The following is an 18,013-nucleotide window of genomic DNA, read 5'->3' as shown; positions in this document are numbered from 1 at the left end:
ATAATTCCAATATATTAATAATAAGCATTTCGTAGATTTACAAATTTATTTGAATTGATTAAGCCATTTAGTTAAATTAAAACAGTGAGATAGATGTTTATTCCTGTCAAATTATCATCTGGTAGATCTAGTTATTATTATATACACTTAATACTTCGAAAACTATCTCACTGCCTTGCTAATAAACGGTCATAAAAATAATGTAAGTTATTCTGTAAAGTTTTAAGATAAATTATGCAGCCAAACTTTACATTTTCATAAAAAGCTCTTAGTCCAATAGATATAAAATTATCCGCTTCGCTAAGAGTTTCATTTCATCAGGACATTTAATTAGAGAAAACCAAGTCTCGTAAACATATATCTGTTTGGAAGCATTAAGCTCAGAGATTGAGTCTAAAGGTTCTCTCAAATTTCCTACAAGGTACTGACTGAGCCAGTAAATAATTTCTTTATTAAACTCGTTATTGGGTAAGTCATAAATCACTTCTTGGTCAAAGATCTTATAAAAAAGATCTCCGCATAAATTGCACATATGGTTATCTTCACTCACAAATTCTTCGATATTCATAACATGTCTCCCTAAATTAACTAAGCAACATTATTTCGACTTGTTTCGATAACAGACTGAATCCAGGCATCAATCTCACTTTCGACGAAAGCAACGGCACGAACCCCGATCTTCACTGGTGCCGGAAACCGACCTTCACTGATCAGACGATAGATCCAGGCCTTGCCGAAACCAGTTCGTTTCAAGACTTCTGGTAAACGAATTAAGCTATGATTGGTTGTATCGGTTGTATTCATTTGGCTGTCTCCTCCGTTTCCGTTACGGAGATATTAGCCACACAGATTTGTATCTATGAAGGGAATGCTGATAACTGAAAAGTTAGATGAGGGAAGAATGAAAGGAAATTCCGGGGAAGAAAAATATTTACGCCCTCCCCTTGACAATTAACATGATGATTTACAACTAGAAAGAGCCGAGTTCAGAAATCGGTATGTTGACGAGATGGCTGTTTTTGCTGATAAAATATTCGAGACTACGGGTTGTTTCTCCATTCAATGACTTCTCTGCAACTGGCCTGTCTGTATCTTTAATGTGATCTTCTCCTCTGATCTCACTTGTAAAGTCGGGATACAAGACACGAGACAAGACCATATTTGAGATTTTTACTTTTTTAAATTTTGCCCAAATCAATAGATCAATCATTGGGATAATATTGTAATCGACAAGTTTTCTTATTTTTGCCAGTCCAATTTTTTCTGTTTTTACTGGCTCAATTTCATATTCTTTCCTGAGAATGGGTAGCATCGTTTGTAAAGCTGTTATAATTTCTTCATCGCTGGACATTCCTAAATCAAATGAAACATACATCTTGCTGCTATTTTGGTTAAGAAAAAAGTCTCTCATAGTTTTTGTTATTGGTTTCTTTTTCAACTCTTTTTTGAATTCGCCATTTTCTTCAAAAAAATCCATGCTAAACATTATTAACTTGTTCTCTAATTTTTTTATATCACCAAAGCTAACCTGCGCAACATGTCTTTGGCCCTTGTCAAAATGACCATGATTATTATTATCTTGTCTGCTTAAAATAGGATTACCTTCAAGGATAGACCTTAAATTTTGATTATCATCTTCCCATCCAAAATTTACACTGTCGAAAATCGCTTCTCTAAAGGCAAGCTCCGTATACAGTTCTTTGATTGTAAGTGATTTTAACTGCTCATAGTTTTCGAGACTAAACCAGCTTTTTAATTCTTCATAAGGGCTTACTACTTTCATTAATCCCTCCACAGGTTTCAAAGCATGAATGAGTTAACACTGCTTATTTGAATTAATTCTCCCTTAACAAGATTGATAAGGGAGAGCGATTAATTAACTACTTATTCATAGTTAAATATTTTTAAAATCAAATGGTGAAACTTGTCGTATTCTAAGAAGGTCAAGGTAATCGGCCCACCACTGCAACATAAGCTTTCTCTCATCAAGGTGCTCTGCTTTATGTATGTACGCAGCACGAACTGAGTTACGCTCCTGATGGCTCATTTGCCGTTCAACAGCATCTTTCGACCACAAACCGGATTCAATTAAAGCACTACAAGCCATAGCCCTGAATCCATGTCCACAGACTTCAACAGTAGTGTCGTAGCCCATAGCTCGCAAAGCTTTATTAACTGTATTCTCGCTCATAGGTTTGCGGAAATTATGATCACCAATAAACACGAGTTCATGGTCACCACTGATCTCTTTGATTTCCGTCAGCACAGCCAATGCCTGACAACTCAAAGGAACAAGATGTGGAGTTCGCATTTTCGAACCACGGTGCGAATGTTTGACCCCTGGCAATGGCTCGCGTTCTCCAGGGATAGTCCACATCGCATTTTCAAAGTCGATCTCCGACCATCTTGCGAATCTGAGTTCACTGGAACGAATGAAAATGAGTAATGTAAGCTTCACAGCTAACTTCGTGAGTTTTCTACCTTTGAAGTTATCAATTCGTTCTAAAAGTTCAGAGAATCGTTCGAATGGCAAAGCTGGCCTGTGGGTTCTTTTGGCTACAGCAATAGCTCCTGCCATTTCCTGAGCAGGGTTGTAATCTATCAGCCCATTCTGTACAGCATATCGCATCACAGCCGTTGTTCTTTGCTGTAGGCGGGAAGCAACTTCCAATCGCCCGGAAGCTTCAACAGCCTTGATAGGTGCAAGAAGATCTCTGGTATTAAGCTCGGATATTTTTCTTTTACCGATTGCAGTAAAGAGACCATCTTCCATGCTTTTTAGAACTCTCTCACTATGGGAATCTGACCATTTCCTTTTACAGGCAGTATGCCAGTCCCTTGCAACAGCTTCGAATGTTAGGGCTTCGCTTTGCTCAATCTTATCTGCTTTTTTCTTCTCAGAAGGGTCGATACCATCAGATACCAACTTTTTGGCCTCATCTCGTTTCCTGCGAGCTTCACCAAGAGAGACCATTGGATAAACACCCAATGCTAAAACTTTCTGTTTGCCATCGAAACGGTATTGGAGTCGCCAGTATTTTGAACCATTGGGGTTGATCAGCAGGTGCATACCCTGCCCATCTGTGAGTTTGAAAGGTTTGTCGGAGGGCTTGGTAGTCCTAACTTTGATATCGGTGAGAGCCATCAGTTGATACCTCCAGTGTTGGTACCAAAATCAATCGAACCGGGAATACCATCAGTTATACCATCATCAGTTGGTATATGTTCAAGGAATTGAGTAGACGTGGACAGACTAAGAAAAGTCAGAAATCTGCTTAACTTACTGTTTTTATGGACTAAAGTAGACGTTAGTAGACTTGAAAAAAGCTTTATATGGTGCCGAAGGCCGGACTCGAACCGGCACGTATTTCTACGGTTGATTTTGAATCAACTGCGTCTACCGATTTCGCCACTCCGGCACGGAAGGGATGCGGAAAACGTTGGGATTATACCTTTTAGGTGCCGTCATGCAAGCAGCGCTCTTGCAGCGACCTGTCGAGTGCTGAAAATTTCAGCATAGCGTATCGTCTTTTCTTCCTTATTGCTCCTTGTACATACTACAAAACGACTGCGGTGGCGTGATGCACTTCGGAAAAGCCCCTCACATCTACATTAGCGCTGTCACCGCCCGGTCGAAGCAACGATCAAAATGACGTAACCTGCTCCATGTCAAAACCAGCGTGTTCACGCCGTATAAAGTAAGATGCGCCACTTAAACCATTTTAAAAAAGTGAGATATTGACAATTATTAAGCGCAGATGCTGTGCTATCACAACATCATCAAGGTTATTATCAATAGTGAAGAATACAAAAAACTGGTTTCCGTTATTTATAATTTAGAGAGGGTATTATGTACATGTGAATTGCTAAAAACGTATCCTCATAGTCTTGATACTGTTCTTTAGTAACAGTAACTATTAATCCCAAACTTGAATCCCTGCCATCACTGAATAAAAACGTTTTGTATATCACAATATTGTACAGCGTTTTAGGAGAAGTGATATGATGGCTCGGTTTTTTATAAAAATGAAGGATTCGCCGTACATGATCTTGGAGTTTCTCTCTTACATAATGCCTAAGCTAGCCTGGATTATTCCACTAGTAATGTTGTGCTTTGTCATTTATGTCATCAGTGGTATCAGAGAACGTAATATATATGACGCATACATTAAAGAGAATGGCGTTGACGTTGATGCGATAATGACTGAAGTCACTTACGATCAATATCAGCGCATCAATAATCATTTAGTCGCAGTGTTATCTCTGGAATACGCTTATGACGGTAAGAAGATCACGTCAAAGCGAGGTGTGATATTTTGGGTGACTGACAGAGAAAAATTTGTCCCCGGCACGCCTATCAGGATCAGAATAAACCCTGAAAAGCCTGCTGATTTTTATTATCTGGATTATGAAACCTGTTAATTTTTTTCAATAAGATAATGCCAACCTGAACATCCCCTTCAGGAAAAAAACCGACAGAAAGAATCTCTTTACAGCATATAAAAAGATTACTCTGTCGGCGCTGGGGGATGCTTCTCCTGGTTTTCACGACGTAGTTTAACCAATACCTGATGTAATTTACCTACAGAAAGATCGCAGACCACGGGTTGAGGCCGCCCGTGAAGCCAACGCCAGAAATAACCTATATCTATTAAGCCTAAACCTTCGCTGTTAAAAAGGTATTCATTATCACTAAGGGAGAATAGCGTTCTGAAATCTTCATCAGGTGTCTCGAAACTCACGCAGAACACTTTTTCTGCTTCTTCAAGAAGCTCCACACCGTCATCACCGGTAATATGGAGATCCTTTTCCAGACGCGTGTTTTCATCGATCGCTTCACGACGACAACCTGAAAACTCACGTATGAAAGCGATAACTTCTGTTAAGGAAGGCCCCATATAAATATTCTCGTTCATTCGTTGTAGCCGCATTCACGACCCATCAAAATCATAATACGTTACACAATAACGGTAAGCGGTAATCCGCAAATCGCTCAAGAGTGACACGCTAATTACGCTTACCTTATCAGAAAGCCCCGGGAATGCGTTGGGCAGTAGCAGCGGCTTGCCCCGTTCCCGTCTGTCGCCTGCCTATAGACACTTTGATGTTGGTAAAGCACCTGACTGATTGTATGAATAAACGGCCTCCTTTCACACTTTGAGCCATGCTCAGTGTGTGAACAGCCTCTGTAACCTGAATGTTCTACAATCTCCGGGATAATCACAACAAAGGAAACCGCGATGACCATCATCAAAAGTTACGCCGCGCATAAAGCTGGCGCAGAGCTTGAGCTCTATGAGTACGACGCAGGCGAACTGAAGCCTGAAGATGTGGAGGTTGAGGTTGAGTACTGCGGCATCTGCCACTCCGATCTCTCGATGATCGACAACGAATGGGGCATTTCAGCGTATCCGCTGATTGCGGGCCACGAGGTGATTGGCCGCGTGAGTTCACTGGGCGGCAGCGCGCAGAATAAGGGCCTGAAAGTGGGCCAGCGTGTCGGTATCGGCTGGACAGCGTCAAGCTGTGAGCACTGCGATGCGTGTATCAGCGGCAACCAGGTGAACTGCCAGCACGGCAGCGTGCCGACTATCCTGAACCGCGGCGGCTTCGCCGATAAAATTCGCGCAAACTGGCAGTGGGTGATCCCGATGCCGGAAAACATCGACGCCGCGTCTGCCGGTCCGCTGCTGTGTGGCGGTATCACGGTATTCAAACCGTTGCTGATGCATCACATCACCGCCACCAGCCGCGTCGGCGTTATCGGTATCGGCGGCCTCGGACATATCGCCATTAAGCTGCTGCGCGCGATGGGCTGTGAAGTGACCGCGTTCAGCTCGAACCCGTCGAAAGAGCAGGAGATCCTGGCGATGGGCGCGGATAAGGTAGTGAACAGCCGTGACCCGAAAGCGCTTGAAGCGCTGGCCGGGCAGTTCGACCTGATTATTAACACCGTGAACGTGTCGCTCGACTGGATGCCGTACTTCCAGGCGCTGGCCTGGGGCGGGAATTTCCATACCGTCGGCGCGGTGATGAAGCCGTTCGAAGTCCCGGCGTTTTCACTCATCATGGGCGATCGCAGCGTGACCGGCTCCGCGACCGGTTCTCCGCACGAGCTGCGCTCGCTGATGAAGCTCGCCGCACGCGCGAAAGTGGCTCCGCAGACCGAAGAATTCCCGATGTCTCGCATCAACGAGGCGCTGCAACACGTGCGCGACGGCAAAGCGCGCTACCGCGTCGTGCTGAAAGCGGATTTCTAAGATCGGCAAGTCAAAAACAAAGGCGCCGCACGGCGCCTTTATTATTTAGCAGATGTTCGTCGCCTAACGCGTGGCGTTAAAAGACGGTGGCGCCTGCGCTTATCTTCTCAGTTGCGCCAGTTGCTGAAGCGCCTCATGCACCGGCACCACGCCAAACAGCATCTCGTCCTGGGTTATCCAGACCGGCGCTGCTAACAGCAGACCCGTCGCGAAAACAAGCGTCAGCAGCGAGCCGATTATCCAGCGGCTGCGCAGACGCTGCTGTTGCAGGCTCCAGGCGGCGAGCGGACGGCCAAAGCGGCGTTTTAACCAGCTTTTACGCCACAGATAACCCACGATCATGCCGACCGGCGCGATACACGCCATCGCGACACCATGCACGCTCGCGATGCCCATCAGCGAGTATTGCAGCTGCTCCACGCTCTGTAACCCGACAGGGACCGTGAGATAAATACGCCCGTGTTCAAAGTCCATCATGCCCTGGCGCAGATACGCCACCAGCGTCGGCAGGAACAGATACATCAGCAGGGCGGTAAAGGCGCTCCACTTGATAACCGACCAGCGTTGCACCGCGCTGACTATCTTGCCAAGGCTGATAAGCGCCTCATTAAGATAAGGCGTCGCAAACGCGCGGTTGAGCGCCTCGCGAAGCGCGTCGCCTCGCTTGCCGCGGCTATGCTCCAGCAACATCGCCTGATGCGCCTCAGACTCCATAAACGTCTGTACCGTTTTACGGCTGCCCAGGCCCACCCACGGGTTGAACAATTTCCCCGGTCTCGCCTGGCGCACCAGCATGTCGAGATCCTTTTTCAAAAGCGTCTGCAACACGTGCCCGGCGTCGAAAATACGCGGCGTCACGCCGTAGAGGATCCAACGGACAGGTTCAACGCCCGCCTCTGGTAATGGGCTTTCCAGGCGGCCAAAGGGAACACTCGCGTTATAAAGCACCGATACGCCGCGGCGGACATAATCAACATCATCGTGAGCGTGCTGGACCGGGCCGTAACTTCCCAGCGCGGGTAAGCCCGGCTTGTATAACGCCTCGCGGATAAACTCAGGCACGTCGGCCTGCGGATAAATGAGCTGATAATCCGGCGTGGCGGTCATCATCAGCGAGGTGATGTACGACATCACGCCCGTACCGTTGCAAGGCCCGCACTGTTTATCGCCGGATCCGCCGCAACTGCTGCAGCGCACTTTGCCGCTACCAAAGCAGCCGGAGCAGTGCTCGTAGTAGTTCTCGGTGCGGTTCTGCTTGGTGTAATGGTCGTAATAGCTGCGCTGGCGCATTACCTGCCCGCTGCCGCCGCAGCCGGAACACGAGGTTTTACCAGAACCGTGGCAGCTGCCGCATCTGACGGCACCTTTGCCGTGGCAGTTATCGCAGTTCTCCGTCAGGCACACGCGGAGCGGGTGAAAATAGACGCACTCTTCTTCGTGCCAGTTGCCATAGGGCCGCGAGAGCAGCGACGCACGCGCCTCATCCAGCGTTTTGTCACGGGCGAGCACCGCGCTGGTCTGCGCCTGCATGGCGCGTTCGTAATCCGGGCGCGTGCGGCAGACCTCAAGATCCTGACGTGCGGAAACCCGGCCCGCCTGGTTTGCGGTCTCGGTTTTTACGTTGAAATGCAGTTGCAGGCCAATCTGATAATGGAAATCGATGTACTCAAGAGGCACAACCTTCAGCTCGCCGGGTTCAAGGCGCGTCGAATCGCGGATAAAGGTCTGGATGGTGGTGTCGCAGGCGGCAAGCCAGGCGTCTTTCATGATGTTTCCTCAGGCGGAGTGGATCCGTGAAATGCAGGCCGCCGTCAGCCAGGGCTGCTCATCGTGGGTCAAAGGTGAAGAAACAGAATATTAACATAGCGAAGCGGGTGACTATGCTCCCGATTATGGTGGGGCGGGCGTTGACCGCGGGTGGCGCAGCACCACCCGCAGTTTCTTTCCTGTAGCGCCTATAACATCGCCTTAAACACTTCGGCGACCGCAACAGCACCGGGATCTTCTACGCCTTCCAGGTTATCACTCCCCACATAGGATGAGCGCCCGGCATTGGCCTTCCCCATCTGCGCGGTGGCGTTCGCGCCCTGCTCCGCGGCCTTTGCGGCGGCGGTGAGATCGCCCTGTTGCAGGGCTTCCAGAGCCGGTTGCAGCGCATCAATAAGCGTCCGGTCACCCGGCGCCGCGCCGCCGTAATGTTTCATCTGCGCAAGCCCCGTCAGCAGCGCATCGGGCAGCGGCGCGCCATCCGCCACCTTCTGGCCTGCGGCGGTAAAGAAAATCGACATCAGCACGCCGCTGGAGCCGCCCATCACCGTTGCGAGACGCTCGCCGATAAGCTGCAACAGCGCCGCGGCGTCATTCAGCGGAAGCTGGTTATCCGCAAGCTTCTGCGCAATATCCCGCGCGCCTTCGGCAAACGTCGAACCGGTATCGCCGTCGCCCACTCGGGCATCCAGCGCGTTAAGCCGCGCTTCCAGCGCAATGAGTGTCGCCGTGGCGTTTTTGACGAACGCCCGCACCTGCGGATTATCAGACGGCGTGGCCGACACGCTGTCGCGCACCAGCGGATGCGGCGCGGCAGGCACCTCGCCAAACGGCACTGCGGGCAGCCATCCTGCGGTCTCTACCGGCGCAGTCAGCGCCTGTTCGAAGGTCTCGTTCAGCGGTAACAGGGAAAGCGAAAAGCCTTTCATATCAAGCGCGCTCACAAGCGGCGCCGGGCCGATGAGCCACGCAAGCTTGTCTTTGAGCGCCGAGCGCGACAGTTCGCGGGTCAGCAGCGCCATCTCAAGCGTGGAGGCCCCGCCGAGATTATTGATAAGCACCGCAAGACGCGCGTCGGCAGGCACATGCGGCGTCAGGCGCTCCACCAGCATCGCCACGATTTCGCGGCTGTTCTGCGTGCTGATAGTGCTTGCGCCGGGCTCACCGTGAATGCCGAGCCCCAGCTCCGCTTCGTCCGGCTGAATGCGCCCTTCGTCATCCTGGCTGCCAGGCAGGTTGCAGGTCTGTAGCGCCACGCCGAGGCTTTTCACTGCGTCGCTCGCCTGCTGGGCCAGCGCCCGCACCTCGCTGAGCGATTTCCCTTGTTCGGCGGCGAAACCGGCAATTTTATGCACCAGTGCCGTTCCCGCAATGCCGCGCGGCTGTTTGTTATCCGCAAGTGCCACATCGTCGGAAACAATCACCATCTCCACTTTCAGTCCATGGCGTTTGGCTTTCTCCGCCGCCAGGCCGAAGTTCAGCCGGTCGCCAGTGTAGTTCTTCACAATCAACAGGCAGCCGCGATCGCCGGTCACGGCGACAATTGCGTTCAGTACCGCCTCCACGCTCGGCGAGGCGAACAGATCGCCGCATACCGCCGCAGTGAGCATTCCCTTACCGACAAATCCGGCGTGCGCGGGTTCATGGCCGGAGCCGCCGCCGGAGATCACCGCAACGTTGCTTTTATCCCAGTCGCGACGCGCCACTACGCGGATGGCCGGGTCGATATCAAGGCGGGTAAGGTTCTGATGGCGGGCAGAGAGAATGACGCCGTCAACGGCATCATTGATAAGACTTTTACGGTCGTCAAAAAAGAATCTGGACATGGTTTCCTGCGAATCAGTGAACGGTATGCAAAGCATAGCCGTTTCGCAGGCAAGCGGCGCTCAGAGCCCGTATTACCCATAGCCACGGCGCGTTTGCAGGCGACTGAGCCACCGATCAGCGAAGTAAACGCATACTAACATCGCAGCCAGAAACACGGTGTGCAGCCAGAAAGCGAAGCGCCCTTCAAAGATAAAAAAGCTGATGATGAAGTACGGCACTGTCGCGGTAATTATCGCCATTAACAGGTGCCCACCCAGGTTAAACAGATGCAGCACCTCGTCGGCCTCGGCTTCCTGCGCAGAGCCACGAGTCACAACACCAACCGCCAGGCTACGTTTGTCAACATGGCGCGCCAGCAGGACAAAAAGCAGCACCAGTAACGCAAACAGCCCGCCTTCGGCAAGCAGCCATGACAGCGGATCCCGAAAGTAAAAGTAAGTGCCTACTATCAGTAGAAAGACGAGCACTTCTGGGACAAAAGTAAGATAAAAAAAGAAAAGGAGTAACAACGAGGCGAGTCTTTTCATGGCTTCCCTGCGAACGTGAAAAGCGAGTAAAAACGCACTCCCCTAAGCCTCGGGGAGTGCGAAAAGCGTCAGGCGCGTTTCATCAGCAGCCAGAGGCTTATCAGGAAGAAGCTGGCGCTCGGCAACAGCGCGCCAATGATTGGCGGAATGCCGTACACCAGGCTGAGCGGCCCGAAGATTTGGTCCAGCACGTAGAAGATAAAGCCGAAGCTGATACCGGTGACGACACGCACGCCCATCGGTACGCTGCGCAGCGGCCCGAAGATAAACGACAGCGCCATCAGCATCATGACCGCCACCGAGAGCGGCTGGAAGATTTTGCTCCACATATTGAGCTGATACCGGCTGGCGTCCTGACCACTCGCCTTCAGATACGTGACGTAATTACGCAGACCGGAAATCGACAGCGCCTCCGGGTCGAGCGCCACTACGCCGAGTTTGTCTGGCGTCAGGTTGGTTTTCCAGGTGCCGGAGACCGTCTGCGAGCCGGTGATTTGCTTCGGATCTTTCAGGTTCGATTCATCCACCTGCGACAGACGCCACAGCTTGTGTTCCGGGTCGAACTTCGCGCTGGCGGCGTAACGCACTGACTGCAGGCGACGCTTCTCGTTAAAGGAATAGATGCTGATGCCGCCAAGCTCATTCTCGCCCTTCACGCGTTCGATATAGACGAAGTTGCTGCCGTCTTTCGCCCACATGCCTTGCTGAGTGGAGAGCAGCGAACCGCCGTACATCTGCTGCGCGCGCAGGTTACGCGCCATCTGTTCGCCCTGCGGCGCGACCCATTCACCGATGGCCATCGTAAAAATAACCAGCGGGATTGCGGTTTTCATTACCGCGGCCGCCACCTGCATGCGGGTGAAGCCGGAGGCCTGCATGACCACCAGCTCACTACGTTGCGCCAGCATCCCCAGCCCCAGCAGCGCGCCAAGCAGCGCGGCCATCGGGAAAAAGATTTGGATATCTTTCGGCACGCTGAGCAGGGTGTACGTCCCGGCGCCGAGCGCGGTATAGCTGCCCTCGCCGGTCTTTTTCAGCTGATCGACGAACTTGATGATGCCCGACAGCGACACCAGCATGAACAGCGTCATCATTATGGTGTTGAAAATTGTTCTGCCGATGTACCGGTCAAGAACGCTAAATCCCAGCATCGATCACTCCCCGACGCGCAAAACGGGCGCGAATGCGGCGCACCGGCACGGTGTCCCACACGTTCAGCGCCACGGCCAGCGCCAGATAAAGCAGGTTAATGGCCCACATCCAGATCATCGGATCAAGCTTGCCTTTCGCGCCGTTAGAGCGCAGCGAGGTCTGGAGCAGGAAGAAGATAAGGTAAAGCAGCATCGCGGGCAGCATCGAGAGCACACGGCCCTGACGGGGGTTAACCACCGAGAGCGGCACGACCATCAGCGCCATGACGATCACCGCGAAGACCAGCGTCAGCCGCCAGTGGAATTCGGCGCGCGCCGATTTGGAATCCGCCTGCCAGAGCGTTTTCATGTCCATCTGCTCGGCGTCGTCCGGGTCCAGCGCCACGGCCTGATGGCCGATAATCGCCTGGTAATCTTTGAAATCAGTGATGCGGAAATCGCGCAGCAGCGCGGTGCCCTCAAAGCGGGTGCCTTGATTGAGCGTCACGACCTGCGAGCCATCCTTACGTTGCGAGAGTTCGCCAGAATCAGCCACGACCACAGAAGGACGCGCGTTGCCTTTCGGACGCAGCTGCGCCAGGAACACGTCTTTGAATTTGCTGCCGTCCACGCTTTCGATGAACAGCACCGCGTTGCCGTCGGTCGCCTGCTGGAACTGGCCCTGCGCGAGTGCGGCCATACCGGGGTTGGCTTTCGCCTCTGCGAGCACTTCGTCCTGATGGCGCGACGACCATGGGCCGGCCCACATAACGTTCACTGCCGCAACGATACCGGTCAGCAGCGCCAGCACCATGGCGGCTTTCACGAGCACCGCTTTGCTCAGCCCGCAGGCGTGCATCACGGTGATTTCACTTTCGGTATAGAGCCTGCCGAGCGTCATCAGGAGCGCGAGGAACAGGCTTAACGGCAGGATGAGCTGCGCCATTTCCGGCACGCCCAGACCGAGCAGAGAGAGCACGAGGTTAGTCGGGATATCGCCGTCCACCGCCGCGCCAAGAATTCTCACCAGCTTCTGGCAGAAGAAGATCAGCAACAGGATGAACAAAATCGCCAGTTGGCTTTTGAGCGTCTCCCGAACCAGATATCTTATGATTATCACATTAAATACGCCTGTGAATACGAGTCTTTTTGCAGGAAAATCGCTTGTTTCATGGCTTAAACGTCATTTATTCTCTTGAGTCGTCGAAAAGATCGCTAAGATTACATATCTTAACGGCTTCGCGCTTCAAGCGTTGCTGACGAGCCGAAACCAAAACAACATTCGTTAAGATTAACACGAAGTCATCGCAACAGCGGAGCAAGAGTTACGAATCGTCAATTCTATCTGTAGCCGCCGCCGTTGTCTTTAAGATTCAGGAGCGTAGTGCATGGAGTTCAGTGTAAAAAGCGGGAGCCCGGAAAAACAGCGCAGTGCCTGCATTGTCGTAGGCGTTTTTGAACCGCGCCGTCTCTCTCCCATCGCCGAACAACTCGATAAAATCAGCGACGGCTATATCAGCGCCCTGCTGCGTCGCGGCGAGCTGGAGGGCAAACCGGGCCAGACCTTGTTGCTTCATCACGTTCCGAATGTGTTGTCAGAACGTATCCTTCTGATCGGCTGCGGCAAAGAACGCGAGCTGGATGAGCGGCAGTATAAGCAGGTGATTCAAAAAACCATCAACACCCTGAATGATACCGGGTCGATGGAAGCGGTCTGCTTCCTGACCGAGCTGCACGTCAAAGGTCGCAACACCTACTGGAAAGTGCGCCAGGCGGTGGAAACCGCAAAAGAGACGCTCTACAGCTTCGATCAGCTCAAGACCAACAAGAGCGAGCCGCGCCGTCCACTGCGTAAAATGGTGTTCAACGTGCCGACCCGCCGCGAACTGACCAGCGGCGAACGCGCTATCCAGCATGGTCTGGCGATCGCCTCCGGCATCAAAGCCGCCAAAGATCTCGGCAACATGCCGCCGAATATTTGTAACCCTGCCTATCTCGCCTCGCAGGCGCGCCAGCTCGCAGACTCTTTTAGCAAGAACGTCGTCACTCGCGTGATTGGCGAACAGCAGATGAAAGATCTGGGCATGCATTCGTACCTCGCGGTGGGCGCCGGTTCCCAGAACGAATCCCTGATGTCGGTGATTGAATATAAAGGCAGCAGCGAGCCGGACGCGCGTCCGATTGTTCTCGTGGGTAAAGGGCTGACCTTTGACTCCGGCGGCATCTCAATCAAACCGTCCGAAGGGATGGACGAGATGAAATATGACATGTGCGGCGCGGCGGCAGTGTACGGCGTGATGCGCATGGTGGCGGAGCTGAACCTGCCGGTAAACGTCATCGGCGTGCTGGCGGGCTGCGAGAACATGCCTGGCGGGCGCGCGTATCGTCCAGGCGACGTACTGACCACGATGTCCGGCCAGACGGTTGAAGTGCTGAACACCGACGCCGAAGGCCGTCTGGTGCTGTGCGACGTGCTGACGTACGTCGAGCGTTTCGAGCCGGAAGTGGTGATTGACGTCGCGACGCTGACCGGCGCGTGCGTGATAGCCCTTGGCCATCACATTACCGGGCTGATGTCGAACCACAATCCGCTGGCGCATGAGCTTATCGGCGCGTCGGAGCAGGCGGGCGACCGCGCCTGGCGTCTGCCGCTGGCGGATGAATTCCAGGAGCAGCTGGAGTCCAATTTCGCGGATATGGCGAATATCGGCGGCCGTCCTGGTGGGGCGATCACGGCAGGGTGCTTCCTGTCGCGCTTTACCCGCAAATATAACTGGGCGCACCTGGACATCGCCGGCACCGCGTGGCGCTCCGGCAAAGCCAAAGGCGCGACCGGCCGCCCGGTGGCAATGCTGTCGCAGTTCCTGCTGAACCGCGCCGGGTTTAACGGCGAAGAGTAAAGCCTGGCCCTCTCTCCGTTGGGGAGAGGGTATCGCCTTGTGTTAAGGTAAAAGGCGGGTGCGCTTTGCTTACCCGCCCTACGCAAACTATGCGGCGTGTGTAAAAACGGCGGGTGCGCGTCGCTTACCCGCCTTACCAAACACCTCCCTGCACGACGGCGGCGAGGCAAAACCCCGTAGGGCGGGTTAGCGTAGCGCCACCCGCCATCCTCAGGCCAGAATCAAGACAAGCAGCCAACAGCGAGGCAAGGTGAAAGACCACGGGTATAGCTCATGAAAAACGCAACGTTCTACCTGCTTGATAACGACACGCACGTCGACGGACTGAGCGCGCAGGAAGCGCTGGTGTGCAACGTCGCCGCAGAGCGCTGGCGCTCAGGCAAACGCATTCTGATTGCCTGCGTCGACGAAGCCCAGGCGACCCGCATCGATGAAGCGCTCTGGAAACGCGACCCGGACAGCTTCGTACCGCACAATCTGGCGGGCGAAGGGCCACGCGGCGGCGCGCCGGTAGAGATAGCCTGGCCGCAAAAACGCGGCAGCAGCCCGCGCGAGCTGCTGATAAGCCTGCTGCCCGAGTTTGCAGCTTTTGCCACTGCTTTCTATGAAGTGGTAGACTTCGTACCTTACGACGAATCCCAGAAACAACTGGCGCGCGAACGCTACAAAGCCTATCGCGCCGCCGGTTTCCACTTGACCACGGCCACCTTCACGGCGCCCGGAACGACACAGTAGACATGGAAAAGACATATAACCCCCAAGATATCGAACAGCCGCTTTACGAGCACTGGGAGCAGCAGGGCTACTTCAAACCCAATGGCGACGAGAGCCAGGAAAGCTTCTGCATCATGATCCCGCCGCCGAACGTTACCGGCAGTTTGCATATGGGTCACGCCTTCCAGCAAACCATCATGGACACCATGATTCGCTACCAGCGTATGCAGGGGAAAAACACCCTGTGGCAGGTCGGCACCGATCACGCCGGTATCGCGACCCAGATGGTGGTTGAGCGTAAAATCGCGGCAGAAGAAGGCAAAACCCGTCACGATTACGGCCGCGACGCCTTTATCGAAAAAATCTGGGAGTGGAAAGCGCAGTCCGGCGGCACCATCACCCGTCAGATGCGTCGTCTGGGTAACTCGGTCGACTGGGAGCGCGAGCGCTTCACCATGGATGAAGGTCTTTCCAACGCGGTGAAAGAAGTCTTTGTCCGTCTTTATAAAGAAGATTTGATCTATCGCGGCAAGCGTCTCGTCAACTGGGACCCGAAACTGCGCACCGCCATCTCTGATCTGGAAGTGGAAAACCGCGAGTCGAAAGGCTCCATGTGGCACATCCGCTACCCGCTGGCAGACGGCGCGAAAACTGCTGACGGCAAAGATTATCTGGTGGTTGCCACCACGCGTCCGGAAACTCTGCTGGGTGACACCGGCGTGGCCGTGAACCCGGAAGATCCTCGTTATAAAGATCTGATCGGCAAATATGTCGTGCTGCCGCTCGTTAACCGCCGCATCCCGATCGTCGGCGATGAACACGCCGATATGGAAAAAGGCACCGGCTGCGTGAAAATCACCCCGGCGCACGATTTCAACGACTACGAAGTTGGCCGTCGTCACCAGTTGCCGATGATCAACATCCTGACCTTTGATGGTGATATCCGTGAAAGCGCGGAAGTCTACGACACCAAAGGCAACGAATCTGACGTTTACGCAAGCGACATTCCGGCGCAGTTCCAGAAGATGGAGCGTTTTGCCGCGCGTAAAGCGATCGTCGCTGCAGTTGACGAACTCGGCCTGCTGGAAGAGATCAAACCGCACGATCTGACCGTGCCTTACGGCGATCGCGGCGGCGTCGTTATCGAGCCGATGCTGACCGACCAGTGGTATGTGCGCGCCGACGTGCTGGCGAAGCCGGCGGTTGAAGCGGTAGAAAATGGCGACATCCAGTTTGTGCCGAAACAGTACGAAAACATGTATTTCTCCTGGATGCGTGACATTCAGGACTGGTGTATCTCCCGCCAGCTCTGGTGGGGTCACCGCATCCCGGCGTGGTATGACGATCAGGGCAACGTCTATGTTGGCCGCAGCGTTGAAGAAGTGCGTCAGGAAAATAACCTGAGCGCTGACGTGGCGCTTCGCCAGGACGAGGACGTGCTGGATACCTGGTTCTCCTCTGCGCTCTGGACCTTCTCCACCCTCGGCTGGCCGGAAAACACCGACGCGCTGCGTCAGTTCCACCCGACGAGCGTGATGGTTTCCGGCTTTGACATCATCTTCTTCTGGATTGCCCGCATGATCATGATGACCATGCACTTCATCAAAGATGAAAATGGCAAGCCGCAGGTGCCGTTCCATACCGTCTACATGACCGGGCTTATCCGCGATGACGAAGGCCAGAAGATGTCCAAATCTAAGGGCAACGTGATTGACCCGCTGGATATGGTCGACGGCATTTCCCTTGAAGACCTGCTTGCCAAGCGCACCGGCAACATGATGCAGCCGCAGCTGGCGGAGAAAATCCGCAAACGCACCGAGAAACAGTTCCCGGAGGGTATCGAGCCGCACGGCACCGACGCCCTGCGCTTTACGCTTGCGGCGCTGGCCTCGACCGGTCGCGACATCAACTGGGATATGAAGCGTCTCGAAGGTTATCGCAACTTCTGTAACAAGCTGTGGAACGCCAGCCGCTTCGTGCTGATGAACACCGAAGATCAGGATTGCGGCTTCAACGGCGGCGAGAAAGTGCTGTCGCTGGCGGACCGCTGGATCCTCGCAGAATTCAACCAGACCGTAAAAGCGTACCGCGACGCGCTGGACAGCTTCCGCTTCGATATCGCGGCGGGCATTCTGTACGAATTCACCTGGAACCAGTTCTGCGACTGGTATCTGGAGCTCACCAAGCCTGTAATGAACGGCGGCTCCGACGCCGAACTGCGCGGCACTCGCCATACGCTGGTTACGGTGCTGGAAGGTCTGCTGCGTCTTGCGCACCCGATCATTCCGTTTATCACCGAAACCATCTGGCAGCGCGTGAAAGTGATTGCCGGCATTGACGCCGATACCATTATGCTGCAGCCGTTCCCGGCGTTTAATGCAGACCTGGTGGACGACGCGGCGCTGGCCGATACCGAGTGGCTGAAACAGGCGATCATCGCCGTGCGTAATATCCGCGCGGAGATGAACATCGCACCGGGCAAGCCGCTTGAACTGCTGCTGCGTGGTTGCAGCCAGGACGCGCAACGTCGTGTGAACGACAACCGCGGCTTCCTGCAGACGCTGGCGCGCCTTGAGAGCATCACCGTACTGCCTGCCGATGACAAAGGCCCGGTTTCCGTGACCAAAATCATCGACGGCGCGGAGCTGCTGATCCCGATGGCGGGGCTTATCGATAAAGACGCTGAACTGGCGCGCCTTGCTAAAGAAGTCGCCAAAGTCGAAGGTGAAATCGGCCGCATCGAAAGCAAGCTGGGCAACGAGGGTTTTGTCGCCCGCGCGCCAGAAGCGGTGATTGCAAAAGAGCGTGAAAAGCTCGCCGGTTATCACGAAGCGAAAGCGAAACTGATTGAGCAGCAAGGCGTTATTAGCGCGCTTTGATTGCTGCGT

The 18,013-nt window shown here is 53.5% G+C and carries 15 protein-coding genes and 1 tRNA gene; 5 read left to right on the top strand and 11 right to left on the bottom strand.

Annotated features, from left to right (window positions below; genetic code table 11):
* Window positions 1-268: 268 nt before the first annotated feature.
* The 5 genes from AFK62_RS02745 to AFK62_RS02730 all read right to left on the bottom strand — a co-directional run bounded on the left by AFK62_RS02745 (window position 269) and on the right by AFK62_RS02730 (window position 3,419).
* Window positions 269-568, bottom strand: a complete 300-nt coding sequence (locus AFK62_RS02745) for a hypothetical protein (RefSeq protein WP_032984946.1) — start codon at window positions 566-568, stop codon at window positions 269-271.
* 20 nt (window positions 569-588) lie between these two features.
* On the bottom strand, window positions 589-804 hold the full coding sequence (locus tag AFK62_RS20760; RefSeq protein ID WP_032984947.1) for a helix-turn-helix transcriptional regulator: 216 nt from the start codon (window positions 802-804) through the stop codon (window positions 589-591).
* A 166-nt stretch (window positions 805-970) separates the two neighbouring features.
* Window positions 971-1,783 carry a DUF6387 family protein gene (locus tag AFK62_RS02740; protein ID WP_007681866.1) on the bottom strand — a complete coding sequence of 271 codons (813 nt, stop codon included), beginning with the start codon at window positions 1,781-1,783 and terminating at the stop codon, window positions 971-973.
* A 111-nt stretch (window positions 1,784-1,894) separates the two neighbouring features.
* On the bottom strand, window positions 1,895-3,145 hold the full coding sequence (locus AFK62_RS02735) for a tyrosine-type recombinase/integrase (RefSeq protein ID WP_007681868.1): 1,251 nt from the start codon (window positions 3,143-3,145) through the stop codon (window positions 1,895-1,897).
* Window positions 3,146-3,334: 189 nt separating this feature from the next.
* A tRNA-Leu gene (locus AFK62_RS02730) sits at window positions 3,335-3,419 on the bottom strand.
* 625 nt (window positions 3,420-4,044) lie between these two features.
* On the opposite strand from AFK62_RS02730, the gene AFK62_RS02725 reads away from it, so the two are divergent.
* Complete coding sequence (locus AFK62_RS02725) at window positions 4,045-4,422, top strand: hypothetical protein (RefSeq protein WP_226991962.1); 378 nt, start codon at window positions 4,045-4,047, stop codon at window positions 4,420-4,422.
* Window positions 4,423-4,508: 86 nt separating this feature from the next.
* Here AFK62_RS02725 and AFK62_RS02720 read toward each other — a convergent pair whose 3' ends face one another.
* Window positions 4,509-4,916 carry a hypothetical protein gene (locus tag AFK62_RS02720; RefSeq protein ID WP_007681870.1) on the bottom strand — a complete coding sequence of 136 codons (408 nt, stop codon included), beginning with the start codon at window positions 4,914-4,916 and terminating at the stop codon, window positions 4,509-4,511.
* 324 nt (window positions 4,917-5,240) lie between these two features.
* Here AFK62_RS02720 and ahr point away from each other — a divergent pair, with 324 nt between their 5' ends.
* Window positions 5,241-6,260, top strand: a complete 1,020-nt coding sequence (gene ahr, locus AFK62_RS02715) for an NADPH-dependent aldehyde reductase Ahr (RefSeq protein ID WP_007681871.1) — start codon at window positions 5,241-5,243, stop codon at window positions 6,258-6,260.
* Window positions 6,261-6,359: 99 nt separating this feature from the next.
* Here ahr and AFK62_RS02710 read toward each other — a convergent pair whose 3' ends face one another.
* The 5 genes from AFK62_RS02710 to lptF form a co-directional block, all read right to left on the bottom strand.
* Entirely contained in the window at window positions 6,360-8,027 is a 1,668-nt protein-coding gene (locus AFK62_RS02710) for a hypothetical protein (protein ID WP_053531697.1), read from the bottom strand.
* A gap of 188 nt (window positions 8,028-8,215) precedes the next feature.
* Entirely contained in the window at window positions 8,216-9,853 is a 1,638-nt protein-coding gene (locus tag AFK62_RS02705) for a dihydroxyacetone kinase subunit DhaK (RefSeq protein WP_007681875.1), read from the bottom strand.
* A gap of 72 nt (window positions 9,854-9,925) precedes the next feature.
* Window positions 9,926-10,381 carry a hypothetical protein gene (locus AFK62_RS02700; protein ID WP_007681876.1) on the bottom strand — a complete coding sequence of 152 codons (456 nt, stop codon included), beginning with the start codon at window positions 10,379-10,381 and terminating at the stop codon, window positions 9,926-9,928.
* 68 nt (window positions 10,382-10,449) lie between these two features.
* On the bottom strand, window positions 10,450-11,532 hold the full coding sequence (gene lptG / locus AFK62_RS02695) for an LPS export ABC transporter permease LptG (RefSeq protein ID WP_007681883.1): 1,083 nt from the start codon (window positions 11,530-11,532) through the stop codon (window positions 10,450-10,452).
* Window positions 11,519-12,631, bottom strand: a complete 1,113-nt coding sequence (gene lptF, locus AFK62_RS02690) for an LPS export ABC transporter permease LptF (RefSeq protein WP_007681884.1) — start codon at window positions 12,629-12,631, stop codon at window positions 11,519-11,521. Before lptF ends, lptG begins: the two co-directional genes overlap by 14 nt.
* A gap of 268 nt (window positions 12,632-12,899) precedes the next feature.
* Between lptF and pepA the strand changes: the two genes are divergently transcribed.
* The 3 genes from pepA to AFK62_RS02675 all read left to right on the top strand — a co-directional run bounded on the left by pepA (window position 12,900) and on the right by AFK62_RS02675 (window position 18,004).
* Window positions 12,900-14,411 (top strand): leucyl aminopeptidase, encoded by a 1,512-nt coding sequence (gene pepA, locus AFK62_RS02685; RefSeq protein WP_007681885.1) that lies wholly within the window; start codon window positions 12,900-12,902, stop codon window positions 14,409-14,411.
* Between the two features lie 273 nt (window positions 14,412-14,684).
* Window positions 14,685-15,146: a DNA polymerase III subunit chi gene (locus tag AFK62_RS02680; RefSeq protein ID WP_007681886.1), complete on the top strand. Its 462-nt coding sequence runs from the start codon at window positions 14,685-14,687 to the stop codon at window positions 15,144-15,146.
* A 2-nt stretch (window positions 15,147-15,148) separates the two neighbouring features.
* Complete coding sequence (locus AFK62_RS02675; RefSeq protein ID WP_053531696.1) at window positions 15,149-18,004, top strand: valine--tRNA ligase; 2,856 nt, start codon at window positions 15,149-15,151, stop codon at window positions 18,002-18,004.
* Window positions 18,005-18,013 lie beyond the last annotated feature (9 nt).

The sequence above is a fragment of the Cronobacter condimenti 1330 genome, from assembly GCF_001277255.1.
Classification (GTDB): domain Bacteria; phylum Pseudomonadota; class Gammaproteobacteria; order Enterobacterales; family Enterobacteriaceae; genus Cronobacter; species Cronobacter condimenti.
Note: the sequence above shows the minus strand (reverse complement) of the source record. Positions and strands in the feature narration are given on the sequence as shown.